Annotated in this window: 14 protein-coding genes and 6 pseudogenes; 6 read left to right on the top strand and 14 right to left on the bottom strand. The window is 68.8% G+C overall.

Annotated elements, in window-relative coordinates:
• The first annotated feature begins 57 nt into the window (after window positions 1-57).
• The 4 genes and pseudogenes from acnD (at window position 58) to BMG07_RS04785 (ending at window position 5,702) form a co-directional block, all read left to right on the top strand.
• Window positions 58-2,649 (top strand): annotated as a pseudogene (gene acnD / locus BMG07_RS04800) (Fe/S-dependent 2-methylisocitrate dehydratase AcnD).
• A gap of 18 nt (window positions 2,650-2,667) precedes the next feature.
• Complete coding sequence (gene prpF / locus BMG07_RS04795; RefSeq protein ID WP_198083590.1) at window positions 2,668-3,858, top strand: 2-methylaconitate cis-trans isomerase PrpF; 1,191 nt, start codon at window positions 2,668-2,670, stop codon at window positions 3,856-3,858.
• Between the two features lie 40 nt (window positions 3,859-3,898).
• Window positions 3,899-4,761, top strand: a pseudogene (locus BMG07_RS04790) (oxaloacetate decarboxylase).
• Window positions 4,762-4,847: 86 nt separating this feature from the next.
• Window positions 4,848-5,702 carry a patatin-like phospholipase family protein gene (locus BMG07_RS04785; protein WP_198083589.1) on the top strand — a complete coding sequence of 285 codons (855 nt, stop codon included), beginning with the start codon at window positions 4,848-4,850 and terminating at the stop codon, window positions 5,700-5,702.
• Between the two features lie 22 nt (window positions 5,703-5,724).
• Here the strand turns inward: BMG07_RS04785 and BMG07_RS04780 are convergent, their stop codons facing one another.
• The 5 genes and pseudogenes from BMG07_RS04780 to BMG07_RS04765 all read right to left on the bottom strand — a co-directional run bounded on the left by BMG07_RS04780 (window position 5,725) and on the right by BMG07_RS04765 (window position 13,259).
• Window positions 5,725-8,346, bottom strand: a complete 2,622-nt coding sequence (locus BMG07_RS04780) for a sulfite reductase flavoprotein subunit alpha (protein WP_198083588.1) — start codon at window positions 8,344-8,346, stop codon at window positions 5,725-5,727.
• A gap of 774 nt (window positions 8,347-9,120) precedes the next feature.
• Window positions 9,121-11,615 (bottom strand): annotated as a pseudogene (locus BMG07_RS04775) (TonB-dependent siderophore receptor); the annotation flags it as partial.
• Window positions 11,616-11,716: 101 nt separating this feature from the next.
• The gene (locus BMG07_RS04770) at window positions 11,717-12,544 is read right to left on the bottom strand and encodes a FecR domain-containing protein (protein ID WP_269758658.1); all 828 of its coding nucleotides are present in this window, start codon (window positions 12,542-12,544) and stop codon (window positions 11,717-11,719) included.
• Window positions 12,545-12,562: 18 nt separating this feature from the next.
• Window positions 12,563-12,661: pseudogene (locus BMG07_RS41495) on the bottom strand (DUF4880 domain-containing protein); the annotation flags it as partial.
• 91 nt (window positions 12,662-12,752) lie between these two features.
• Complete coding sequence (locus BMG07_RS04765) at window positions 12,753-13,259, bottom strand: sigma-70 family RNA polymerase sigma factor (protein WP_198083587.1); 507 nt, start codon at window positions 13,257-13,259, stop codon at window positions 12,753-12,755.
• A 257-nt stretch (window positions 13,260-13,516) separates the two neighbouring features.
• Between BMG07_RS04765 and BMG07_RS04760 the strand changes: the two genes are divergently transcribed.
• Together BMG07_RS04760 and groL are read left to right on the top strand one after the other, a co-directional pair.
• Window positions 13,517-13,807 carry a co-chaperone GroES gene (locus BMG07_RS04760; RefSeq protein ID WP_007835162.1) on the top strand — a complete coding sequence of 97 codons (291 nt, stop codon included), beginning with the start codon at window positions 13,517-13,519 and terminating at the stop codon, window positions 13,805-13,807.
• A gap of 30 nt (window positions 13,808-13,837) precedes the next feature.
• On the top strand, window positions 13,838-15,490 hold the full coding sequence (groL, locus tag BMG07_RS04755; RefSeq protein ID WP_198083586.1) for a chaperonin GroEL: 1,653 nt from the start codon (window positions 13,838-13,840) through the stop codon (window positions 15,488-15,490).
• A gap of 163 nt (window positions 15,491-15,653) precedes the next feature.
• Here groL and xylB read toward each other — a convergent pair whose 3' ends face one another.
• The 9 genes and pseudogenes from xylB to BMG07_RS04710 form a co-directional block, all read right to left on the bottom strand.
• The gene (gene xylB / locus BMG07_RS04750; protein WP_198083585.1) at window positions 15,654-17,120 is read right to left on the bottom strand and encodes a xylulokinase; all 1,467 of its coding nucleotides are present in this window, start codon (window positions 17,118-17,120) and stop codon (window positions 15,654-15,656) included.
• Window positions 17,121-17,142: 22 nt separating this feature from the next.
• Window positions 17,143-18,099 carry an AraC family transcriptional regulator gene (locus BMG07_RS04745; protein ID WP_198083584.1) on the bottom strand — a complete coding sequence of 319 codons (957 nt, stop codon included), beginning with the start codon at window positions 18,097-18,099 and terminating at the stop codon, window positions 17,143-17,145.
• A gap of 11 nt (window positions 18,100-18,110) precedes the next feature.
• Window positions 18,111-19,079 (bottom strand): carbohydrate kinase, encoded by a 969-nt coding sequence (locus tag BMG07_RS04740; protein WP_198083583.1) that lies wholly within the window; start codon window positions 19,077-19,079, stop codon window positions 18,111-18,113.
• A 25-nt stretch (window positions 19,080-19,104) separates the two neighbouring features.
• Complete coding sequence (locus BMG07_RS04735; RefSeq protein WP_198083582.1) at window positions 19,105-19,776, bottom strand: transaldolase family protein; 672 nt, start codon at window positions 19,774-19,776, stop codon at window positions 19,105-19,107.
• A 137-nt stretch (window positions 19,777-19,913) separates the two neighbouring features.
• Window positions 19,914-20,702: an L-iditol 2-dehydrogenase gene (locus BMG07_RS04730; RefSeq protein WP_198083581.1), complete on the bottom strand. Its 789-nt coding sequence runs from the start codon at window positions 20,700-20,702 to the stop codon at window positions 19,914-19,916.
• A pseudogene (dalD, locus tag BMG07_RS04725) lies at window positions 20,699-22,092 on the bottom strand (D-arabinitol 4-dehydrogenase). Before dalD ends, BMG07_RS04730 begins: the two are co-directional and overlap by 4 nt.
• 79 nt (window positions 22,093-22,171) lie before the next feature.
• Window positions 22,172-23,212, bottom strand: a complete 1,041-nt coding sequence (locus BMG07_RS04720; RefSeq protein ID WP_198083580.1) for an ABC transporter ATP-binding protein — start codon at window positions 23,210-23,212, stop codon at window positions 22,172-22,174.
• 17 nt (window positions 23,213-23,229) lie between these two features.
• Window positions 23,230-24,066 carry a carbohydrate ABC transporter permease gene (locus BMG07_RS04715; RefSeq protein WP_198083579.1) on the bottom strand — a complete coding sequence of 279 codons (837 nt, stop codon included), beginning with the start codon at window positions 24,064-24,066 and terminating at the stop codon, window positions 23,230-23,232.
• Between the two features lie 15 nt (window positions 24,067-24,081).
• A pseudogene (locus BMG07_RS04710) lies at window positions 24,082-24,938 on the bottom strand (carbohydrate ABC transporter permease).
• Window positions 24,939-25,027 lie beyond the last annotated feature (89 nt).

Below are 25,027 nucleotides of genomic sequence, written 5' to 3'. Positions count from 1 at the left end.
ACGGGCGGCGCCGGGGGCGTGGCCCGTCATCCGGTTCCCACGCCGCCGACAAGATCAATGAACACCCAATTCCGCAAGAACCTTCCCGGCACCACGCTGGACTATTTCGACGCGCGCGAAGCCGTCGAGGCCATCCGCCCGGGCGCTGGGCCACCCTGCCCTACACCTCGCGCGTGCACGCCGAGAACCTCGTGCGCCGCTGCGACCCGGCCATCCTCCGGCAAAGCCTGACGCAGATCGTCGAGGGCAGGCGCGAGCATGACTTTCCGTGGTTTCCGGCGCGCGTGGTGTGCCACGACATCCTGGGCCAGACCGCGCTGGTCGACCTGGCCGGCCTGCGCGACGCCATTGCCGAACAGGGCGGCGACCCGGCGCAGGTGAACCCGGTGGTGCCGGTGCAACTCATCGTCGACCATTCGCTGGCGGTGGAGTGCGGCGCTTCGACCCCGAAGCCTTCGCCAAGAACCGCGCCATCGAGGACCGGCGCAACGAAGACCGCTTCCACTTCATCGAATGGACGAAGCGGGCCTTCAAGAACATGGAAGTGATTCCGCCGGGGAACGGGATCATGCATCAGATCAACCTGGAGCGGATGTCGCCCGTGGTGCATGCGCAGGACGGCGTGGCCTTTCCCGACACGCTGGTGGGCACCGACAGCCACACGCCGCATGTCGATGCGCTGGGCGTGATCGCCATCGGCGTGGGCGGCCTGGAGGCCGAGAACGTGATGCTGGGTCGCGCCTCGTGGATGCGCCTGCCCGTCATCGTCGGCGTCACGCTCACGGGCCGGCCACAGCCGGGCATTACCGCCACCGACGTGGTGCTGGCGCTGACCGAGTTCCTGCGCCAGTCGAAGGTGGTGGGCGCGTACCTGGAGTTCCACGGCGAGGGCGCGGCCAGCCTCACGCTCGGCGACCGCGCGACCATCTCGAACATGGCGCCCGAGTACGGCGCCACGGCCGCAATGTTCGCCATCGACCCGCAGACCATCGACTACCTGCGCCTGACCGGCCGCGCCGACGAACAGGTGCGCCTGGTCGAGCTCTATGCCAAGCACACCGGCCTGTGGGCCGACGCGCTGAAAGACGCACGCTACGAACGCGTGCTGCAGTTCGACCTGTCGAGCGTCGTGCGCAACATGGCCGGCCCGTCGAACCCGCATGCGCGCGTGGCCACCACCGACCTCGCGGCGCGCGGCATTGCCGCGCCGTGGCAGGACGAGCCGGGCCGCATGCCCGACGGCGCCGTCATCATCGCGGCCATCACCAGCTGCACCAACACCAGCAACCCGCGCAACGTGATCGCTGCCGGCCTGCTGGCGCGCAACGCCAACCGCGTGGGCCTGGCACGCAAGCCGTGGGTCAAGTCGTCGCTCGCGCCGGGCTCGAAGGCCGTGACGCTGTACCTGGAAGAGGCCGGCCTGATGCGCGAGCTCGAAAAGCTCGGCTTCGGCGTGGTGGCCTATGCCTGCACCTCGTGCAACGGCATGTCGGGCGCGCTCGACCCGGTGATCCAGCAGGAGATCGTCGAGCGTGACCTGTACGCCACCGCCGTGCTCTCGGGCAACCGCAACTTCGACGGGCGCATCCACCCGTATGCGAAGCAGGCCTTCCTGGCCTCGCCGCCGCTGGTGGTGGCCTACGCCATCGCGGGCACGGTGCGCTTCGACATCGAGAAAGACGTGCTCACGGTGGTCAACGGCAAGGAGATCCGCCTGAAGGACATCTGGCCGAGCGACGAGGAGATCGACGCCATCGTGAAGTCGAGCGTCAAGCCCGCGCACTTTCGCCAGGTGTACGAGCCGATGTTCGCGATCCAGCCCGACACGGGCGAGAAGGTAACGCCGCTGTACGACTGGCGCGCCGCCTCGACCTACATCCGCCGCCCGCCCTACTGGGAAGGCGCGCTGGCCGGCGAACGCACGCTGCGGGGCATGCGCCCGCTGGCGATCCTGCCGGACAACATCACCACCGACCACCTGTCGCCGTCGAACGCGATCATGAGGGACAGCGCGGCCGGCGAGTACCTCCACAAGATGGGCCTGCCCGAGGAAGACTTCAACTCGTACGCCACCCACCGCGGCGACCACCTCACGGCGCAGCGCGCCACCTTCGCCAACCCCACGCTCAGGAACGAGATGGTGCGCAAGGAAGACGGCACCGTGAAGGCGGGCTCGCTGGCGCGCGTGGAGCCCGAAGGCCGGGTCATGCGCATGTGGGAGGCCATCGAGACCTACATGCTGCGCAAGCAGCCGCTGATCATCGTGGCCGGCGCCGACTACGGGCAGGGCTCGTCGCGCGACTGGGCCGCCAAGGGCGTGCGGCTGGCCGGCGTGGAGGCCATCGCGGCCGAGGGCTTCGAGCGCATCCACCGCACCAACCTGATCGGCATGGGCGTGCTGCCGCTGGAGTTCAAGCCCGGCACCAACCGCCTGACGCTGGGCCTGGACGGCACCGAAACCTACGACGTGACCGGCGAGCGGCGCGCGCGCGCGACCTGACGCTGGTCATTCACCGGCGCAACGGCGAGCGGCTCGACGTGCCCATGACCTGCAGGCTCGACACCGCCGAGGAGGTGTCGATCTACGAAGCGGGCGGCGTGCTGCAGCGCTTCGCGCAGGACTTCCTTGCCTCGACCACGGTCGCCTGAACCGACAATCGCACCACCATGGCCTTCGCACCCCAAGTCAAGATTCCCGCCACCTACATGCGCGGCGGCACCAGCAAGGGCGTGTTCTGCCGCCTGCAGGACCTGCCCGAAGCCGCGCAAGCGCCGGGCGCGGCGCGCGACGCGCTGCTGCTGCGCGTCATCGGCAGCCCCGACCCCTACGGCAAGCAGATCGACGGCATGGGCGCCGCGACCTCGAGCACGAGCAAGGCCGTCATTCTTTCGAAGAGCACCCGGCCCGGTCACGACGTGGACTACCTGTTCGGCCAGGTGTCGATCGACCAGCCCTTCGTCGACTGGAGCGGCAACTGCGGCAACCTCTCGGCCGCCGTCGGGCCCTTTGCCATCAGCAACGGCTTGATCGACGCGGGCCGCGTGCCGCATGACGGCGTGGCCGTGGTGCGCATCTGGCAGGCCAACATCGGCAAGACCATCGTCGCGCACGTACCCATGACGGGCGGCGCGGTGCAGGAAACCGGCGCCTTCGAACTCGACGGCGTGACCTTCCCCGCCGCCGAAGTGCAGCTCGAATTCATGGACCCCGCCGCCGAGGAAGAAGGCGGCGGCGGCGCAATGTTCCCGACCGGCAACGTCGTCGATGCGCTCGAAGTGCCGGGCATCGGCACGCTCCAGGCGACGATGATCAACGCCGGCATTCCGACCATCTTCGTGAACGCCGAAGCCATCGGCTACACAGGCACGGAGTTGCAGGACGCGATCAACAGCGACCCCGCCGCGCTCGCGAAGTTCGAGGCCATCCGCGCGCACGGCGCGGTGCGCATGGGCCTCATCCGGCACATCGACGAAGCGGCCGGCCGCCAGCACACGCCCAAGGTGGCGTTCGTGGCCGGGCCCGCCGGCTACACGGCTTCCAGCGGCAAGCCGGTGGCGGCAAGCGATGTCGACCTGCTGGTGCGCGCGCTCTCCATGGGCAAGCTGCACCACGCCATGATGGGCACGGCGGCCGTGGCCATCGGCACCGCCGCCGCCATTGCGGGCACGCTGGTGAACCTGGCCGCCGGCGGCGGCGAGCGCGAGGCCGTGCGCTTCGGCCACCCCTCGGGCACGCTGCGCGTCGGTGCGCAGGCCAGCCGGGTCGACGGCGAATGGCGCGTGAACAAGGCCGTCATGAGCCGCAGCGCCCGCGTGCTGATGGAAGGCTGGGTCCGCGTGCCCGGCGACGCTTTCTGATTTCCTACTTTCACCTCCCGACTCACTACAGGAACAACCGATGTCGACTCGCAAGACCCTCCGATCCCTGGCCGAGGCGCGCCGCGGCGTGCTGGTGCCCGGCGCCTTCAACGCACTGTCGGCGCGCGTGATCGAAGACCTGGCTTCGACGCCATCTACGTCACCGGCGCGGGCGTCACCAACATGTGGTTCGGCCTGCCCGACCAGGGCTTCATGGGCCTGCATGAAATCGCGGACCACACGGCGCGCATCCGCGACGCGGTGGGCCTGCCGCTGATCGTCGATGCCGACACCGGCTTCGGCAACGCGCTCAACGTGCGCCACACGGTGCGCGTGCTGGAGCGCGCGGGCGCCGACTGCATCCAGTTCGAGGACCAGGTCGCGCCCAAGCGCTGCGGCCACTTCTCGGGCAAGGACGTGATCTCGACCGAAGAGGCCGTGAACAAGATCAAGGCCGCCGTCGATGCGCGCACCGACCCCGACCTGCTCATCATGGCCCGCACCGACGCGGCCGCCACGCTGGGCTTCGAGGCCGCCATCGAACGCGCGCAGAAGTTCAGCGAGGCCGGCGCCGACATCCTGTTCGTCGAAGCCGTGACCACGGCCGACGAGATTCGCGCGCTGCCGCAGCGGCTTGCGAAGCCCCAGCTCATGAACATGGTGATCGGCGGCAAGACCCCGATCTTCGGCGCCGAAGAGCTCGCGGGCCTGGGCTACGGCATCGTGCTGTACGCCAACGCGGCGCTGCAGGGTGCGGTCGCGGGCATGCAGAAGGCGCTGACCGTGCTGCGCGACACGAAGCGCGTGGACGAAGACCCGGCGCTGGTCGTGCCCTTCGCGGAGCGCCAGCGGCTGGTGCGCAAGCCCGAGCTGGACGCACTCGAGAAGCGCTACGCGAGCTGAGCGCGCGGCACCGCGGCCAGGCGCCTGGCCAACAGCGCCTCTGCGCAAATCGGTAACCGGAAGCCCCGGTCATCCGAACTCCGTTCATGACCACGCGTATCGCCTTCGTCTTTGCCGGTGGCGGAAGCCTGGGCGCGGTGGAGGTCGGCATGTTGCGCGAACTGGTCCAGGCCCGCGTGATGCCTGACCTCGTGGTCGGCGCGTCGGCCGGCGCCATCAACGCGGCCTTCTTTGCCGGGGCACCCGACGCGCGGGGCGTGGCCGCCCTGCAGGCGCTGTGGTGCAACATCCGGCGCCGCGACGTGATGCCCGTGTCGATCGCCTCGCTGCTTCGCGTCCTCGTGCTGCACCAGGAGCACCTGGTGCACAACGGGGCGCTGCGCCGGCTGCTCGAGCAGGCCCTGCCCTACCGCAGGATCGAAGACGCCCAGCTGGCGCTTCATGTGGTGGCCAGCGAACGCGTGACCGGCGGCGAGGTCGTGCTGTCCGGCGGGCCGGTGGTCGATGCGGTGCTGGCCAGCACCGCGATTCCGGGCGTGTTCCCGCCGGTTGCGATCGGCGGCCGCGAGCTGGTCGACGGCGGGGTCTGCAGCAACACGCCCATCGCGGCGGCGGTGCGGCTGGGGGCGACCGACATCATCGTTCTGCCGGCGGGCTTTGCCTGTGCGCTGCGCAGCCCGCCGCGCGGCCTGGTCGGCCAGACGCTGCACGCGCTCAGCCTCGTGGTGGCGCGGCAGCTGGTGCAGGACATCGAGCGCTTTGCCTCGCAGGTGCGGATCCGCGTCGTGCCCGCGCTCTGCCCGCTCGAGGTTTCGTCGTATGACTACCGCCATTGCGCGGCGCTGATCGAGCGCGCGGCCGGCACGACGCGTTCATGGCTGAAGGACGGCGGCCTGCAGGCCGCGCCGACGCCTGGGCCGCTGGTCTTTCATACGCACTGAAAGCCTCGCCGCCGCACGTGCCCTAGTACACGTCCCTGCAGTAGCGGCCTTCGGCGATGAGGTCGTCGAGCGCGGAACGCCCCAGCACCTCTTCGAGCACCGCGTCCACGCCAGCCGCCATGCCGTGCAGGCTGCCGCACACGAAGACGGCGGCGCCATCGCCGATCCAGCGATGCAGCTCGGCCGAGGCCTCGCGCAAGCGGTCCTGCACGTAGATGCGTTCGGCCTGGTCGCGCGAGAAGGCCAGGTCGACGCGCGCGAGCAGCCCCTGCGCGCGCCACTGCGCGACTTCGCCCATGAAGAAGGCGTCGCGCGTGCTCTGGCGTTCGCCGAACACCAGCCAGTTGCGCTGGAGCCCGCGCGCCATGCGCTCGCGCAGATGGCCCCGCAGCCCCGCATAGCCCGAGCCGTTGCCGATGAAGATGCATGGGCGGTCGTCCGCCAGCGGCGCGAAGCCGGGGTTGGCCAGAAGACGCACTTCGATTTCGGAGGCCAGCGGCGCATGCGCGGTGAGCCAGCCCGACGCGAGGCCCAGCCCCGACTCATGCCGCGCCTGTCGCACCAGCAGCCGGATGCCGCCCTCGGCGGGCACCGAGGCGACGGAGTAGCGCCGTGGCGCCAGGGGCACGAGCGCGTCGGCAAGCGCCTGGGTGGTGCGCGTGTGCGCCAGCAACTCCGGCGCGGGCATCGCGCTGCGTGCCAAGGCTTCGCGCAATGACATGGCCTGGCCCTCGAACTGCACGACGGCATCGGCATTCAGCGCGGTCGTGCGCAGGCAAGCGGCCACCGCGTCCGGCGCATGGCGCGGGCGCAGTTCGGCCAGCGCGCCCGGTCGCCACGATGGCAACGCGCCCCGCGCCGGCACGAGCTCGATCTCGCAGAGCGGATGGCCCAGGCTGTGCGGATTGAGCAGGCGGCGTGACGACAGCGTCCACGCGCCGAACGGTTCGGCCACGATGCTCACGGCCGTCGCATCGACCAGCGGTTCGGCCTGCGCGCCAGGCATGGCCCCCAGTTGACGCCGCCAGACGGCGAGCGCGCCGGCATCGCCGTTGTCCACCTCGACCATCGGAAACAGCGACTGCGCGCCGGCCGCGACCAGCGCATGGTCGAGCGTGTGGCCGAAGCCGCAGAAGCGCGCGTAATGCCGGTCGCCCAGCGCCAGCAGGCCGTAGCGCAGGTGCGACAGCGCTTCGCCACCGACCTGCGCGAGCCTCTGTGCGAAGCGCCGCGCCGTATCGGGCGGCCCGCCTTCGCCGAAGCTGCTGGCAACGATCAACAGGTGCTGGTGGTGCCGCAACTGCTCGGGGTCGAGGCGCGCGAGCGACGCGACCGTCACGGGCAGCCCGGCGGCTTCGAGCGTGGCGGCGCTTCGCATCGCGATGCCCTCGGCCGTGCCCGACTGGCTCGCGAACGCCACCAGCACGCGCGCCGACGCACCGGCGGGTGCCGCCCCGCCGACCGGCCGTGCCACCGCCTGCAGCGCCGCACGCTCCGCCCGCACCGCGCGCTTCTTGCGGCGCCGGTCGAGGTACAGCAGCCAGCCGGTGACCGAGAACACGGGCAGCATCAGCGCCGCCAGCATCATCACGATGCGCCCCGGCAGCCCGAAATAAGTGCCCATGTGCAGCGGATAGATCGCCGCCAGGAACAGCCCGCCCGCAGACTTGTCGGCATGGCGTTCGTCCTGCGTGACCTCGCCGCCCGGCAACCGCACCGTCATGCGGTTGCGCGCGCGTTCGTGCGGGGGCGCCACGTCGAGCCAGGTGAACAGCACCGACGGCGCGGCGCCCGACGGCACACGCAGGATGACCTCGCTCCAGCCGCCGGTCTCGCGGGCCTGGCGTTCGAAGGCGGCCCAGGCGGGCCCGACGTCCACCGCGCCGGCATCGTCGCGCGCCATGTTGCGCACGCGCGGCGCCGTGCGCGCCTGCTGCGCCGTAGCCGCCACGCGCGGATAGCCCGCCATGGCGTCGACACGGTCGCGCAGCGCGTCGAAGGCCCAGTAGAGCCCGCTGGCGGTGAACACGATGTACATCAGCAGCGCGCAGGTGCCCGCCACCGAATGCAGCCCCCAGAGGAACGAACGGCCTTTGAGCGCCGGATCGAAGGTGAGCCAGGCGCGCCAGTCGAGCGCACGGCGCGGCCACCGCAGGTACAGCCCCGACAGCGACAGCAGCAACAGCCCGATCGCGAGCACGCCGGTCGCCACCCGCCCCGGTTCGCGCGGCAGCAGCAGCCAGCGGTGCAGCGACTCGACCCATTCGAAGAACCCCGCGCCCACCAGCGGCGGCAGCGCGGTGCCCGCGTACGGATCGAGGTAGACGGCCTCGCCGCGCCGCTCGCCCTTGGGCGGCGCGAAGATCACGCGCGCCGCCGCGCCGGGTTCGGCGAACAGCGCGAGCGTGCCGACCTGCCGCTCGGGCCACGCCTGCCGCACCGCCGCGAGCAACTGCGGCGGCGTGAGCACGGGCACGGCCTGCACCGGCACGTGGCGCCCGTGCGGATTGAGCGCATCGATGATTTCCTCGCGGAACGACAGCACCGCGCCGCTCAGGCCGATGACGATCAGCACCGTGCCGGCCGTGATGCCGACGAACCAGTGCAACTGAAACCAGAGCTGACGCAGCGAGGGGAATTTCATCGAGGGTTTGTTTTTTCTTCAGCGGATGCCGGCGGTCCAGTCGACCGCCGCATCGAACAACATGCGGCCCGCGGGCGAAAGGTTGGTGAAGGTCTCGTTGCCGAGGAAGAACATCACGCGGCGCGCGGGCGCGAGCGACTCGTAGTCCATGGTGGCGCCCTTCTCGTAGCCGAAGATCGCCGCCTTCTCGGGCTGGCCGTACAGGGTGGCGATGGTCGTGGCACCGAGGCCCGGCTTGCCCCAGCTCACGCCGGCCTGCTTGACGTAGACGTTGGCAACGCCGGCCGGCAGGCCCGCGGCCATGGGGTGCGGCGCGTTGACGAGCCACACGTAGCGCTCCTTGGCGGCTTCGCCGAAGTCGGTGTCGTGCCGCTTGCCGGTCATGGCGAGGTCGTCGAGCAGGTCGTTCTCCCAGGTGAGCAGCGGCACGGGCAGTTGGCGCCACGCGGGGCTCACGTCCTTGGCGGCGACGGTGGAAGAGATGACGACGAGGTCCGAGCCCGCCGCCACCGAGGGCACGGCCGACTGGTCCTGCAACGTCACCACGAAACCACGCGATTCGAGGTGCTGTTTGACCTTCTCGTCGACCGGCAGGTTGGGGCCGTCGCGCTGCACCAGCAGTACGACCTTGCGGCCCTGCCCCGGTGCTTCGGCGGCGGCCTGCGCGCCCACGGCGATGCCGCAGGCCATCAGCAGTACCGCGACGCGGCGAGTGATGGAAGTGAAGGAGGTGATGGCCATGAGGGGAGAGCGCAGCTTCATCCTAGAACTCGAGGTCGTGAGGAACGACACCTGCCGCGCGTCGCCCATCGCGATGAAGTAGGTGTTGGCGGCCGACGGGTAGTAGGTCTTGTCGAACAGGTTCTTCACGTTCAGCTGGAACTTGACCTTCTTGCCGTACAGGCGCGTGTCGTAGCTGGCAAAGGCGTCGACCGTCGTGTAGCCCGGCAACACGAAGCTGTTGGCCGAGTCCCCCGCGCGCTTGCCGACGTAGTGCGCGCCGGCGCCCATGCGCAGCCGGCCCTCGCCGCCGAACACCTGGCCGAAGTCGTACACCGCCGAGAGCGACGCGGTCTGCCGTGCCACGTTCCACAGCGGGTTGCCCGCGTACAGCGGGTCTTCCGTCGTCTTCGCGTCGATGTAGGCGTAGCTTGCGATCGCGCTCCAGTTCTTGCCCAGCTGGCCCGCCACGTCCACCTCGAGGCCGCGCGAACGGGCCGCGCCCGAGGTGCGCCAGTCGGTCAGCTTGGTCACGTCGTTGAACTGCGAGACCAGCACGTTGCGCTTGTGGATGTCGAACAGCGCCACGGTGCCGGTCAGGCCCCCCGGCATGTCGATCTTGGCGCCGATCTCCCACGACTTGGCTTCTTCAGGTTTCACCGACGCATCGAGCACGTAGCCGCTGGACAGCGGCGCGATGGTCGAGGCGGGCTTGAGCGACTGCGTGTAGCTGCCGTAGAACGACACGGTGTCGGTCCACTTGTAGATCAAGCCCAGGCGCGGCAGCAGCTTGGAGCCGTCGGTGTCGGTGTTGACCTTGAACGGGCGCCCGCGCCCCGCGAGCTGCGACCACGCCTGATAGCGCAACGCGGCCACCGCGATCCAGCGGTCGTTCAGGTGAATCGAGTCCTGGAAGAACAGCGACTGGTTGTGCAGCCTGTCGGTCTGGTCGCTGTCGCTGGCCGACACGGTGCTCGACGGCACTTCGCGGCCGTACACCGGGAACAGGTAGCTGAAGGTGCTCCTGGTGGCCTGGCGCAGCAGGTCGGCGCGGTAGATCTTGCGGTACTCGGCGTCCCAGCCGAACTGCAGGTCGTGGCGCATGCCGCCCAGCTCGACGGTGCCGTCGACGTAGGCGGTGGCGTAGCTGTCGGTGCTGAGCGCGCCATGCGTGGCGTCGTTGCTGCGCGTGAGCGTGCCCTTGGCGACGTTGATGCCGTTCACGCGCAACTGGTTGGCGTCGTAGGTTTCCTGGTTGTAGCTGAGGTTCAGGTGGCCGGCCCAGCCGCCGCCGAACTGGTGGTCGACCGAGAGCTGGCCCAGGTGCGTTTCGCCGCGCATCTCGTTGAAGGGTTCGTCCAGGCGCTGCGTCTTGGGCAGCGCCAGCGGGCGCTGGGTGCGCGGGTCGAGCGCGGTGCCGCGATCGAACGGCGTGACGTACTTGCGGTACTCATACCAGAGCACGGCCTGCGTGTCGTCGCCGTACCAGGCCAGCGAGGGCGCGACCAGCGTCTCGCGGTGCTTGCCGAAGTTGCGCCAGTAGTCTTCGTCCACATGGTCGACGATCAGCCGGTAGGCCAGGCCGTTCTCGCCGATGGGGCCGGTGGTGTCGAGCGTGACGCCGCTGCCGTCACGGCCGTTCGCATAGCCCGAGCCCAGCAGCGACAGGCTGGTGCGCTGGCGCAGCTGCGGCTTCTTGCTCACGACGTTGATCACGCCGCCCGGGTCCATGAGGCCGTAGAGCAGCGACGACGGGCCCTTGAGCACTTCGACGCTCTCGGCCGCCGCGTTCATGCCGCGGCCCTGCACCAGCGGCATGCCGTTGTGCATGATCGAGCCGTCGCGGTTGCCGCCGAAGCCGCGCTTCATGATGGTGTCCTGCGTGCTGGCCAGGGTGTTGCCCTGGTTGATGCCGCTGACGTTGGCCAGTGCGTCGTCGATGTTGCGCGGGCGCTGGTCGCGAATGACCTGCGCCGGCACCACGTTCACCACCTGCGGAATCTCGAGCACCGGCGCGTGGTGCGCAGGGTCGAGGCATCGGGGGTGGGCTGGTAGCGGTCGTCGGCATCGGCGGGCGCGGGCGCCGCACGCGCCACCACGCGCACCGCCGGCAGCGTGCCGTCGGCGTCTTCGCCCGACGATGCAGAGGCGGCCGACGCGGCGCTCTTGCGCAGCGTGAACTCGCCCGCCCCGCCCTCCACGGCTTCGAGCCCGGTGCCCGCCAGCAGCACGGCGAAGCCCGCGCGCACGGTGTAGTTGCCCTGCAGGCCGCCGGAGTTCAGCGTCCGCGTGCTTGCGGGATCGAAGGACAGCGCCACGCCCGATGCCGCGGCAAAGCGCCCGAGCACCGACGCAAGCGGGCCGGCTTCGATGCGGTAGCTGCGCGCGGCCTGGTTCTGGACGCGGGCGCCTTCGGCGGGCTCGGCGGCCCGGGCGGCGATCGGCAGCGCCATGGTCGCGGCGAACAGGCACAGCAGCGCCTTGCGCACGGCGCCGGGCTGGAGGTTGGGGGATGACGGGTGCGCGTGCATTCGGAATTCCTTCGGCATTGATTGCGGATTCATGGCTCTCAATGGGTAGGCCGAACGAAATCGAAAAAGATGAAAGGCGGCGGATAAAAAATGCGCCGAAGCGCACGCCCGCGGCGAAATCAGGCGGGCACGAGCGACACCCAATAGCGCGTGAGCCCGGTCACGCGCACCGGAAACGCCCGCACGATGACCGCCAGCGCCTTGTCGGTGTCCATGACCGGGAAGGCGCCCGACACGCGGATGTCCGCGACGGCGGGGTCGCAGGCCAGCCGGCCACGGTGGTAGCGCGCCAGTTCGGCGACCACGTCGCCCAGCCGCCAGTCGTTGACCACGAGGCTGCCGTGCTCCCACTCCGTGAGCGCGGGGTCGGCCTGCTGCGGTGCCTCGATGCGATCGCCGGTGAAGGCCACCTGCTGGCCGGCCGCCAGCCGCACGACATGGCCGGGTGCGCGCGAGGCGCGAACCTCGACCGCGTCTTCGAGCACGCTCACCAGCGTGCGCGCGCCGTCGCTGCGCACCGTGAAGCGCGTGCCCAGCGCCAGGATGCGGCCGTGCGGCGTGGCCACCATGAAGGGGCGGCTGTCGGTGCGCGCCGAACCCGGCACGCCCCGGTGTCGCGCGGTCTCGGCCAGGATCTCGCCTTCGCGCAGTGAAATGAGCCGGCGCGAGGTGTCGATGGACACGTCCACCGAAGTGCGGGTGTTCAGCATCAGCAGCGATCCGTCGGCCAGCGTGACCGAGCGCTGCTCGCCGGTGCCCGTGCGGTAGTCGGCCACCCAGGCGCGCCAGCCGCCGTCGGTGCCGGCCACCTGCCACGACAGGTACGCCAGCGACCCGCCGCCCGCCAGCACGGCGATGCCGCGCAGCACCCGGCGCCGGTCGGCATGCGCGGCGCGCAGGGTCGATGCGGCCACATGGCCCGGCACGCGCTGCAGCGTCGCCTGCATCGCGTCGAAGCGCTGCCACGCGCGCTGGTGCTCGGGGTGGGCGCGGTGCCAGCGGCGCCAGTTTTCTCGGTCGGCCTCGGTGGCGTCGCCGGAACACAGCAGGGCATACCAGGCGATCGCTCCTTGCGGATGTCGGCTTCGCTGCGCGAGGACGCGCTGGCGGCGTCGGCGCCACCGCCTGGCGTCAGTTCGAACCCGGGCTTCATCATCACGGCGCGAGCAGGTAGCAATGCTCGAGCGCCTTGAGCATGTAGTTGTTGACGGTGCGCACCGACACGCCCAGGCGGGTGGCGATTTCCACGTAGGTCAGGCCGTCGAGCTGCGAAAGCATGAAGGCCTGGCGCACCGCCGGCTTCATGCCGTCGAGCATGGCGTCGATGGCGACCAGTGCTTCGAGCACGATGGCCCGCGCTTCGAGCGACGGCAGTTGGGGTTCGGGCAGCGCGGCCAGCGTGTCGAGGTAGGCGCGCTCGAGCGCGCGGCGGCGGTGGAAATCGACCACCAGCCCGTGCGCGATGGTGGCCAGGTAGGCGCGCGGTTCGGCCGCGGCCACGGGTTCGGTCTTGCTCAGCACGCGCACGAAGGTGTCGTGCGCCAGGTCGGCCGCGTTGTGCGTGCAGCCCAGCTTCTTGCGCAGCCAGGCATGCAGCCATCCGTGATGGTTGCTGTAGAGCGTTTGCACCTCGTGCTGCAACACGAATTCGCCGGCCGGCATGGATGGCATCTCCAGGCAGCCGGGTGAGACTGCGCTCGGTTATTAATACGAATGGTTCTCAATTATATGGGATTGCGGGATAACCCTCCAACCCTGCCCGCGCCGGGCGTGCCCTTGAAACGTCATCGATTGCCCTTATGATTAGCACTCGCTGCTGATGAGTGCTAACAGCCCTCGCATCCAGTCGATGGGCTGCCGGCCTCCGGTCCGGCACCCGACCACAAACCCGTTTCTTATCCATACATCCAGGAGATGCAATGAAACTTCGTCCTTTGGCCGATCGCGTGATCGTCAAGCGTGTTGACAGCGAAACCAAGACTGCCTCCGGCATCGTCATCCCCGACGCAGCCGCCGAGAAGCCCGATCAGGGCGAAGTCCTGGCCGTGGGCCCGGGCAAGCGCAACGACAAGGGCGAACTGGCCGCACTGACCGTCAAGGTCGGCGACCGCGTCCTGTTCGGCAAGTACAGCGGCCAGACCGTCAAGGTCGGCGGCGACGAACTGCTGGTCATGAAGGAAGACGACCTGTTCGCGGTCGTCGAGAAGTAATCAAACCATCCCTATTCGGAGTACATACACATGGCAGCAAAAGACGTCGTCTTCGGCGGTGAAGCCCGCGCACGCATGGTCGAGGGTGTGAACATCCTGGCCAACGCGGTCAAGGTCACCCTGGGCCCCAAGGGTCGCAACGTGGTGCTCGAACGCTCGTTCGGCGCCCCCACCGTCACCAAGGACGGTGTGTCGGTGGCCAAGGAAATCGAACTCAAGGACAAGCTGCAGAACATGGGCGCCCAGCTCGTGAAGGAAGTGGCCTCCAAGACCAGCGACAACGCTGGTGACGGCACCACGACCGCGACGGTCCTGGCACAAGCCATCGTTCGCGAAGGCTTCAAGTACGTGGCCGCCGGCATCAACCCGATGGACCTGAAGCGCGGCATCGACAAGGCTGTCACGGCCCTGGTCGAAGAGCTGAAGAAGGCTTCCAAGCCCACCACCACGTCGAAGGAAATCGCACAAGTCGGCTCGATCTCGGCCAACAGCGACGAAACCATCGGCAAGCTCATCGCTGACGCGATGGACAAGGTCGGCAAGGAAGGCGTCATCACCGTCGAAGACGGCAAGTCGCTCGAAAGCGAACTGGACGTCGTCGAAGGCATGCAATTCGACCGCGGCTACCTGTCGCCCTACTTCATCAACAACCCCGAGAAGCAATCGGCGCTGCTCGACAACCCCTTCGTGCTGCTGTTCGACAAGAAGATCAGCAACATCCGTGACCTGCTCCCCACGCTGGAACAAGTCGCCAAGGCTGGCCGTCCGCTGCTGATCATTGCCGAAGAAGTCGAGGGCGAAGCCCTGGCTACGCTGGTCGTGAACACGATCCGCGGCATCTTGAAGGTCGTGGCCGTCAAGGCTCCTGGCTTCGGCGACCGCCGCAAGGCCATGCTGGAAGACATCGCCATCCTGACGGGCGGCAAGGTCATCGCTGAAGAAGTGGGCCTGACGCTCGAAAAGGTGACGCTGGCCGACCTGGGCCAAGCCAAGCGCATCGAAGTGGGCAAGGAAAACACGATCATCATCGACGGCGCCGGCGCCGCTGGCGACATCGAAGCCCGCGTGAAGCAAGTGCGCGTGCAGATCGAAGAAGCCACGAGCGACTACGACCGTGAAAAGCTGCAAGAGCGCGTGGCCAAGCTGGCCGGCGGTGTTGCCGTGATCAAGGTCGGCGCCGCCACCGAAGTCGAAATGAAGGAAAAGAAGGCTCGCGTCGAAGACGCCCTGCACGCTACCCGCGCTGCAGTGGAAGAAGGCGTCGTGGCTGGCGGCGGCGTGGCTCTGCTGCGTGCCAAGCAAGCCGTGGGCGACCGCGTCAAGGGCGACAACGCCGACCAGGACGCCGGCATCAAGCTGGTGCTGAAGGCCATCGAAGCGCCCCTGCGCGAAATCGTGAACAACGCCGGCGGCGAAGCCTCGGTGGTCGTGAACGCGGTTCTGGCCGGCAAGGGCAACTACGGCTTCAACGCTGCCAACGACACGTACGGCGACATGCTCGAGCTGGGCATCCTGGACCCGACGAAGGTCACCCGCACCGCACTGCAGAACGCCGCTTCGGTGTCCTCGCTGCTGCTGACGACCGAAGCCATGGTTGCTGACGCTCCCAAGGACGAAGCAGCCGCCGGCGGCGGCATGCCCGACATGGGTGGCATGGGCGGCATGGGCGGCATGGGCATGTAATTTCGCTCGCCCCCAGGCTGCGCGGCACTTCGTGTCCGCTGCGCCACCCCCCTACCGGGGGCAACACCTGCGGACCGGCAGAGCCGGATCCGCGGTGTTTTGCGAAACAAAAAAACCCGTCTTGCGACGGGTTTTTTTATGGGCGCTCGATTGACAGAGCCGCTTATTGGAATTGGTCCCGCAGCGCCGTATAGAGCACCTGGAACCGCGTGTGCCGCGCCTGATGCGAGGCCGCGCCCTCGGTCGAAGGCGCCAACTGCTGCCGCACCGGCGGCAGCGTACACACCTTCGCGACCTCGCCCCCATCGGCCAGCCACGCCAGCCGTGCCGCGCCCAGCGCCCCGCCCGTCTCGCTGCCCGCATAGAGCGTGAGCGGCACCTGGAAGATGTCGGCCAGCAACTGCCCCCACCACACGCTGCGCGCACCGCCGCCCACCAGCGCCACTTCGCGCAGCGGCATGTCGGCCGGCAGGCGCAGGGTGTCGAAGCCGTCGCGCAGGCCGAAGCTCACACCCTCGACCACGGCATAGGCGATGTCCGCCGGGCCGTGCGCATGCGTGAGGCCGACCAGCGCGCCCTGTGCATTGGGGTTGTTGTGCGGCGAACGCTCGCCCGACAGGTACGGCAAGAACAGCGGGCAGCGCTCGCGCTGCGCCAGCGACACCGAGGCCGCCGCTTCGAGCAGCGCGGCCTCATCGGCGAACCTGAAAGTCTTGGCGGCCCAGCTCACCGCGCTCGCGGCCGAGAGCATCACCGACATCTGGTGCCAGCGCCGGGGCAGCGCGTGGCAGAAGGCATGCATGGCCTGCGCGGGGTTCGGCAGGAAGCGGTCGGTCGACACGAACACCACGCCCGACGTGCCGAGCGACACAAAGCCCTGCCCCGGCTCGACCAGCCCCATGCCCACCGCGCTGGCGGCGTTGTCGCCCGCGCCACCGGCGATCAGCACGTCGCTGCCCAGGCCCCAGCGCGCGGCCAGCTCGGGCTTCAGCTGCGCGGAGACCTCGCTGCCTTCGACCAGCCGCGGCATGTGCGCGCGCGTGAGCCCTGTGGCCGCGAGCAGTTCGTCGGACCAGTCGCGCGCGCCCACGTCGAGCCACAGCGTGCCCGCCGCGTCCGACATCTCGCTGACCGCTTCGCCGCTGAGCATGAAGCGCAGCCAGTCTTTCGGCAGCAGCACGCGCGCCACGCGCTTGAAGATTTCAGGCTCGTGCTCGCGCACCCACAGCAGCTTGGGCGCTGTGAAGCCCGGCATCGCGAGGTTGCCCGCGATCTCGCCGAGGCGCGGCACGGCGCGCGTGAGCGCCTCGCACTGGGCGCCGCTGCGGCCGTCGTTCCACAGGATCGCGGGGCGCAGCACTTCGCCCTGCGCGTCGAGCAGCGTGGCGCCGTGCATCTGCCCCGACAGGCCGATGGCGCGCACCGCCGCCAGTTCTTCGGGGTGCGACTTGCCCAGCGCGCGCATCACCTCTTCGAGCGCTTGCCACCACTGCTGCGGCGCCTGCTCCGACCACAGCGGCTGCGGCCGTTCGACCGTGAGCGGCGCGCGCGCCACGCCGACGATGCGGTGATCGTCCGCGAGCAGCAGCGCCTTGAGCTCGGACGTGCCGAGGTCGAGTCCAAGATACAAGGTAACCCCCTGATTTTTTGGCTTAGGAAGAGATGCCGCCGCCGAAGCGCGTGTCGGCCTGGCGCCGGAATTCGCTGGGCGTCATGCCCTTGATTTCCAGGAAGCGCCGGTTGAAGTTCGCCACGTTGTTGAAGCCCACCTGGTAGCAGATGTCGGTCACGTAGTGGTCGGTCTGCATCAGCAGGTGGCAGGCGCTATTGATGCGCACGCGGTTGACGAAATCGGTGAAGCTGTTGCCGGTCGAGCGGCGGAAGAAGCGGCTGAAGCGGCTCTCGCTCATGCCCAGCTCGGCGGCCACGTCCGACATCGAGATCGGGTCGGCCATGTTGTTGGTGATGCGGTTGACGATGCCGTTGATCTGGTCGACCTGCGCGTCGCCGTCCGCGCCTTGCGCGCCCTGCATCTGCACGCTCGACAGCAGCCGGTAGTCGGTGCATTGCGCCAGGTCGGCCATGAAGTCGAGGAACAGCCCCAGGCGACGCACGCCGCGCGCGGCCTTGATGTTGTCCCAGTGCGTTTGCGCCTTCTGCGAGATGCCGAAGAACTCGATGCCGTGGCGCGCGCGCTCCAGCAACTGCATCACCTCGCGCAGCTCGGGAATGCCGGCGGCCGCGCTCTCGATGGGCTCGTGGCGGAACTGGATCACCCGGTCGCGCCCCGCCGCGCCGCCTTCGGGCACGTCGAGCGAGATCCAGTTGTGCGGCAGGCGCGGCCCGCACAGCACCAGGTGCCCCGGCTGGAACGGCCCGATCCAGTCGCCGATGAAGGCCTTGCCCGAGGTCTCGGTGATCAGGTGCAGCTCGTAGTCTTCATGGAAGTGCCATCGCACCAGCGGGCTGGGAAAGCCGTGCGCCAGGCAGCGCACGAGGCCGGTTTCTTCGGGCGCCTCGTAGCCCAGCGAGGGGGAGCGCGCAAAGTCGCGCTCCAGCTCGGGTTGGCGCTGGCGGGGGACCGAGCGTTTGCGTGTGGACGTCGTCATGGCAGCACGGTTCAGGACCGGGAAGCTACAGCCGCATTGTCTTCTTGCGCCAGCGCGGCGTGAACCGCGGCCAGCGTGGGTGGATCCGCGCCCTCGCGGGTGCAGTTCAGCGCGGCGGCCGTGGCGGCGAATGCCATCACTTCGCGCCACGCCTCGTCGCTCAGCGCGCCGAGCTGGGCCGGCTGCTCCACGCCGTGCGCGAGCAGCGACACCGACAGGCCCGCCGTGAAGGTGTCGCCCGCGCCGATGGTGTCGACCACGGTGATGCGCGGCGCGGCCACGGTGAGCGGTGCGTGGCCGGTGCGCCAGAGCGTGGCGCCGTCGCCGCCGCGCGTGACGATCACGGCGCGCGCGCCGGCTTTCAGGCAATCGGCGGCCAGTGCGTCGACAGGCTGCCCGGGTGCGAGCAGTTCCGCGTCTTCGTCGCTGAGCTTGACCAGGTCGGCCATGGCGAACCAGCTTGTGACGCGCGAGCGATAGGCCGCCATGTCGGCGATCAGGCTGGGCCGCACATTGGGGTCGAACACGATCACGCAGCGCACCCTGTTCGCGGCGACCAGGTCGGCGATGCGCGTGGCGGCCGGGTCCTGCAGCAGCGAGATCGAGCCGAAATGCAGGAAGCGGCAGTCCGCCGGCAACTGCGGCAGCGGCTCGGGCGCCCAGGTGGCGTCGGCGCTGCCGCGTGTGTAGAAGGCGTAGCGGTTGGTCTGCGGCGTGCGCTCGACAAAGGCCAGTGTCGACGGCGCGTTGCTGCGCAGGATGAGGCTGGTGTCGACGCCGTTGCGTTCGAGAAAGCCCATCAGCCGCTCGCCGAACAGGTCGCTCGACAGCTGCGTGAGAAAGCCGGTGGGCTGCCCGAGCCGTGCGCAGGCCACGGCGGTGTTCAGCGGCGAGCCGCCCTCATGGCCCAGGAAGGCCAGGGTGCCCGCCTCGCTGGCGGTGAAATCGATCAGGGCTTCGCCCGTGAGTGCAATGCGCATGGTGTCTGGATTCTGGCGGTATCGATCAGGTCAAGGCGCGGGCATCGTCCAGGAAGCCGCGCTCGGCGGCCAGCGTGGCGGGATGGTCGAGCAGTTCGGCAAAGAGCCGCGGCGGGATGGTGATGGCGCCCACGCCGAGCCCCAGCAGGGAAAGGTAGGCCTCGCGCGAACGGATGCTGGCCACCAGCAGGCGCGTGCCGGCCGCCGGGCGCCGCGCGACCAGCGATTGCATCTGCGCGATCAGCGCCAGGCCGTTGACGCCCGAGTCGTCGAGCCGCCCGAGGTACGGCGCCGCATAGGCCGCGCCCAGTTGCGCCGCGAAGTGCGCTTGCTCCGGCGCGTACACGGCCGTCCAGGTGACGGGCACGCCCTGCACGATGAGCCGCGCGCCGGCGTCGAGGCCCTGGCGGGTGGCGGGAATCTTGATGACGAGCTGGCCGGGATCGAAGTGCGGCAACAAGACCTGTGCGTCTTCGAGCATGCCGTCGACTTCGCTCGAACCGACCTGCGCCTGCACCTGGCGCGCGCCCAGTTCGATGCAGCGCTTCAGCAGGCCGGGCACGTCGGCCCGGGCGACACCCGCGCGTTTCAGCAAAGTGGGGTTGGTGGTTACGCCATGCACCACCGGGTGCGGCAGGCAGGTCCGCAACTCGGCCAGGTCGGCGCTGTCCAGGTAGAGGTGGAAGTCTTCGTTCATGGGTTGTGGCGTTCGCATTCGAAGCGCGTGCGTTCAGGGTGGGCAGGCGGCCGGTGCTCGGCGATCAACGACCGCCCTGAAGAACAGCGCACCTCAAATGCAACGAACGAAGAAGAAAAGCAATGGTTCATCTCACATCAGCTCATGACGTTGCCGCCATCGACGTTGAGCGTCTGCGCGGTGATGTAGCGCGCCTCGTCGCTGGCAAGAAACACGGCAGCACCCGCAATGTCGCTCGGCAGCCCCATGCGACCGAGCGGCACCGCCAGCCCGACCTGCCGCTTCTTTTCTCCCGGCGGCAGGCCCTCGGCCTTGGCGAACAGACTGTCGACATGGTCCCACATCGGCGTGTCGACCACACCGGGGGAAATGCCATTCACCCGAATGCCGTGCGGCGCCATGGCCAGCGCGGCGCTTTGCGTGTAGCTGATGACGGCCGCCTTAGTCGCGCAGTAGTGCGCCACCAGCGCCTCGCCGCGACGCCCCGCCTGCGACGCCATGTTGATGACCGATGCGCCCTGCGTGCCGGCCTCGACCATGTGGCGCAACACCGCCTGCATCACGAAGAACATGCCCTTCACGTTGACCGCGAACAGCCGGTCGAACGAGGCCTCGTCGCTGTCCAGAAGCGGCGCGAGGTCGAACACCGCGGCGTTGTTGAACAGCGTGTGGACCGGCCCGAAGGCCACCTGCGCCTCGGCCAGCATGTGCGCGATGGCGGCGGTGTCGGTGACGTCGGCCGCGATGTAGGCGAGCTTGTCGGGGTGGCTGTGTTGCAGCGCGCGCACCGCGTCGGGCGCGGCGGTGGCGCGATCGATCACCGTGCAGCGCGCGCCCTCTGCAATGCAGGCCTGCGCGACTGCAAGACCGATGCCGCCGCCCGCGCCGGTCAGCAGCACATGCCGGTCTTGCAGGCGGGCGCTCATGGCTGGGGCTGGCCTTGGGCCGCGACGAAGCCCGCGACGCGCTCGCTGGCGCGGCGCACGGCGTCGATCAAACGGGCGTCACCGGTGATGTTGCCCCACAGCCCCGCGTCCGAACACAGCGCGACGACCGGGTCGGCCGCGTCGCAGATCGCATGCGCCACCGCTTCGTCCATGCCCTGGTCCTGATAAACGTAGGGCAGCGCGCCGCGATGCCAGCGCTGCAGGAACGCAAGGAACAGCGCGGGCAGCATCGCCACGCTGTCGATGCTCTGGCCCGCAGCCAGCCGCTCGCGCACGGTCGGCGCGATGAAGCCGGGAATCTTCGAGAAGCCGTCGGCCGCCACGCGCTGGTTGGTGTCGCGGATGGCGGGGTTGCCGAAGCGGTCGAGCACCACGTCGCGGTACGCCGCAAGGTCGATCGGGCTCGGGCTCAGGCAGGGAATGACGTCGTCGGTCACGTAGTCGAACGCCATCTTGCGAATCGCCGCGTCGTGGGTGCCTTCGTGGATGAAGTTCAGGCCCACCAGCGTGCCCGCCCACGCGATGCAACTGTGCGTGGCGTTGAGGATGCGGATCTTGGCTTCTTCGTACGGCTGCACCGACTCGACCAGCTCCACGCCCACGCGGCCCCAGTCGGGGCGCCCGGCCGCGAAGTTGTCTTCGATGACCCACTGGATGAAGCTCTCGCCGGTGATGGCGGCAGCGTCGTCGCGGCCGGTGGCCACCTTGACGCGCGCGCGCAGCTCGGGCGGCGGGCGCGGCGTGATGCGGTCGACCATCGCGTTCGGGCAGCGCGTGTGGGCGTTCACCCAGGCCAGCAGGTCGGCGTCGCCCGCGCGCTCGATGAACTCCAGCAGCCCGGCGCGGAAGCGGTCGCCGTTGTGGCGCAGGTTGTCGCAGTTCAGCAGCGTCACGGCACCCGCGTTTGCGGCTTTGCGCGCGCGCAGGATGGCGCAGACCGCGCCGTAGATGGTCACGTTGTCGCCGCCCGCCTCGCCGCGCCGCGCGCGTCGATGTCGGCCGCGAGGTCGGCGAACGACAGGTCGAGCTTGCCCTTGTCGTCCAGGTAGTAGCCGGCCTCGGTCACGGTGAACGACACGATGCGCGTCGAAGGCGCCGCGCCGCGCGCGATCACGTGGGCCAACGAGCGCTCCCATGGCAGCACTTCGCGGATGGCGCCGATTTCTTCGTAGCGGTATTCGCCCGCCGGGGACACGGTCTCCAGCGTGTAGCGGCCGCCTTGGGCCTGCAGCGCCGCGACCACGTCGGCCATGTCCGGCCGGATGTTGGCGCCCGACAGCGACCAGCGGGTGTCGCCCGCGTCGATCAGCCGCTGCAGGTACAGCGCCTGGTGGGCGCGGTGGAACGAGCCCAGGCCGAGATGAAGCACCGTGAACTCCGTGGGAGCCGGTGGAATTTGCGCGATGGTCACGGGAATGTCCGTTGAAAAGACGTTGGAAGAATCAGGGTCACGCGGTGACCGAACGGCCATCGCGGTTGAACAGGTGCAGCACCGAGGGGTCGAGCTCCACGGCCACGTCGTCGCCCGCCTGCAGCGGCGTGCGGTCGTTCTGCCGTGCGATCAGCGGCACGCCGCCCACGTCGACGTGAATCAGCGTGTCGGCGCCCAGCGCCTCGATCAGCTCGACGCGGCCCTGCACGTCGGACACCGGCGCGCCCTGCTTCGGATGCACGCGCAGGCCTTCTGGACGCACACCCAGGAAGCCGTCGCTCGGCAGCCGGCCGCCAGTGGCGGCGGAGAAACTCGGAATGGCCGCGGCCGCCACCATGTTCATCGACGGCATGCCGATGAACTGCGCGACGAACTGGTTGGCCGGGTGGTCGTACAGCTCCAGCGGCGTGCCGACCTGCTCGATCAGCCCGTCCTTCAGCACCACCACGCGGTCGGCCAGCGTCATGGCCTCGACCTGGTCGTGCGTGACGTAGATGGTGGTCGCGCCCAGCGCGCGGTGCAGCTTGTGGATCTCGACGCGCGTGTTGCCGCGCAGCGCCGCGTCGAGGTTCGACAAGGGCTCGTCGAACAGGAACACCTTGGGCGCGCGCACGATGGCGCGGCCGATGGCCACGCGCTGGCGCTGGCCGCCCGACAGGTCCTTGGGCGTGCGGTCCAGGTACTGCGTGAGGTTGAGCGTCTTGGCCGCGTATTCGACCTTGGTCTTGATCTCGTCCTTGGACACGCCCGCCAGCTTGAGCGCGAACGACATGTTGTCGTACACGCTCATGTGCGGATAGAGCGCGTAGCTCTGGAACACCATCGCCAGGTCGCGCTTGCCCGAAGGCGCCCAGGTGATGTCCTTGCCGTCGAGCAGCAGGTTGCCGCTGGTGATGGGCTCGAGCCCGGCAATCAGCCGCAGCAGCGTCGACTTGCCGCAGCCCGAAGGCCCGACGAAGACGATGAACTCGCCCTTCTGGATCTGGAGGTCGACACCCTTGATGATGTTGACGTCGCCAAAGCTCTTCTTGATGTTCTTGAGTTCGAGGTAGGCCATGAGATGTCTCCCTTTAATTACTTGACGGCACCGAAGGTCAGGCCTTGCACCAGTTGCTTCTGGCTGAACCAGCCGAACACGACGATGGGCGCGATGGCCATCAGCGAAGCCGCCGACAACTTGGCCCAGAACAGGCCCTCGGGGCTGGAGTACGACGCGATGAGCGTGGCCAGCGTGCCGGCCTTGGCGGAGGTGAGGTTCAGTGCCCAGAAGGCCTCGTTCCAGCTCAGCACCAGGCACAGCAAGCCGGTCGATGCGAGCCCGCCCACCGACAGCGGCAGCACCACGTGGCGGAACTCGGTCCACAGGCTGGCGCCGTCCATGCGCGCCGCCTCGAGGATCTCGTTCGGAATGTCCTTGTAGGCGCTGTAGAGCATCCACACCATGATCGGCAGGTTCGACAGCGTGAACACGATGGTCAGCGCGCTCAGCGAGTCGAGCATGCCCGCGGTCTGCGCCAGCACGTAGATGGGCACCAGCGCGCCGACGGCGGGCATCATCTTGGTGGAGAGCATCCACATCAGGATGTCGCGCGTTTTCTTCGTGCGGAAGAAGGCCATCGAGTACGCGGCGGGCGCCGCGATCAGCAGGCCGAGAACGGTCGAGCCCAGGCTGGTGATGAGCGAGTTGCGCGCGTACAGCAGGTAGTCGCTGCGGCGCTGCACTTCGCCGAAGTTGTCGAGCGTGGGCTCGAAGATGAACAGCGGCGGCACATGAATGGCCTGCAGCTCCGTCTTGAAGGCCGTGAGAAACAGCCAGCCGAGCGGAAAGAACAGCAGCAGCGTGACGGCCCACGCGCTCACGGTGCGCAGCGCCTGGGGCAGGAAGTTGCTGGGGGGGCTTTGTTGTTGCATGGCGTGCTCCGTGCCTCAGTCGAGGTTCTTGCCGATGATGCGGATCAGGAACACGGCCACGATGTTGGCCAGCACCACCGCGAACAACGCGCCGGCCGAGGCCACGCCCACGTCGAAGTTCATGAGCGACTGCTTGAAGATCATGTAGGTCATGTTGGTGCTCGCGTTGCCCGGGCCGCCGTTGGTGGTGATGGCGATCTCGGCGAACACGCTGAGCAGAAAGATCATCTCGATCATGATCACCACCGCCATCGGACGGCCCAGGTGCGGAATGGTGAGATAGAAGAAGCGCTGGAACGAACTCGCGCCGTCCATGCGTGCGGCCTCCATCTGCTCGCGGTCCAGCGACTGCAGCGACGTGATGAAGATCAGGCAGGCGAAGGGCAGCCACTGCCAGGCCACCATGATGATCACGGAGAGCAGCGGAAAGTCGGTGAGCCAGTCCACCGGCTGCGCGCCGAAGAAGCGCCACAGGTCGGCGAGCACGCCGTAGATGGGGTTCATCATCATGTGCTTCCACAGCAGCGCATTGACCGCGGGCATGACGAAGAACGGCGAGATCAGCAGCACGCGCACGATGCCGCGGCCGGGGAAGGGCTCGTTCACCAGCAGCGCGAGCAGCGTGCCCATCACCACCGTGATGACGATCACGCTGCCGATCAGGAGCAGCGTGTTCCACGTGGCCGGCCAGAAGTCGGGGTCGGTGACGAAGTAGTGAAAATTCTCGATGCCCGCGAACGTGTGCTCACCGGGCTGCATGAGGTTGTAGTTCACGAACGAGAAGTACAACGTCATCAGCAGCGGCACGATCATCCACAGGAAGAGCGTGAGCACCGCGGGCGCATGAGGGCGCGAGGCAGGAGTCGTTTCATGAGGAAGTTCCTTCTCTTGTTGTGTCTGGCTCCTTCCCCCTTTGGGGGAAGGCGGGGATGGGGGCTCCCTGATCGACCACCGCGGCGAT

The organism is Variovorax sp. E3 (assembly GCF_016082275.1).
In the GTDB taxonomy this organism is placed as follows: domain Bacteria; phylum Pseudomonadota; class Gammaproteobacteria; order Burkholderiales; family Burkholderiaceae_C; genus Variovorax.
This window is presented reverse-complemented; position numbering and strand designations above follow the sequence as displayed.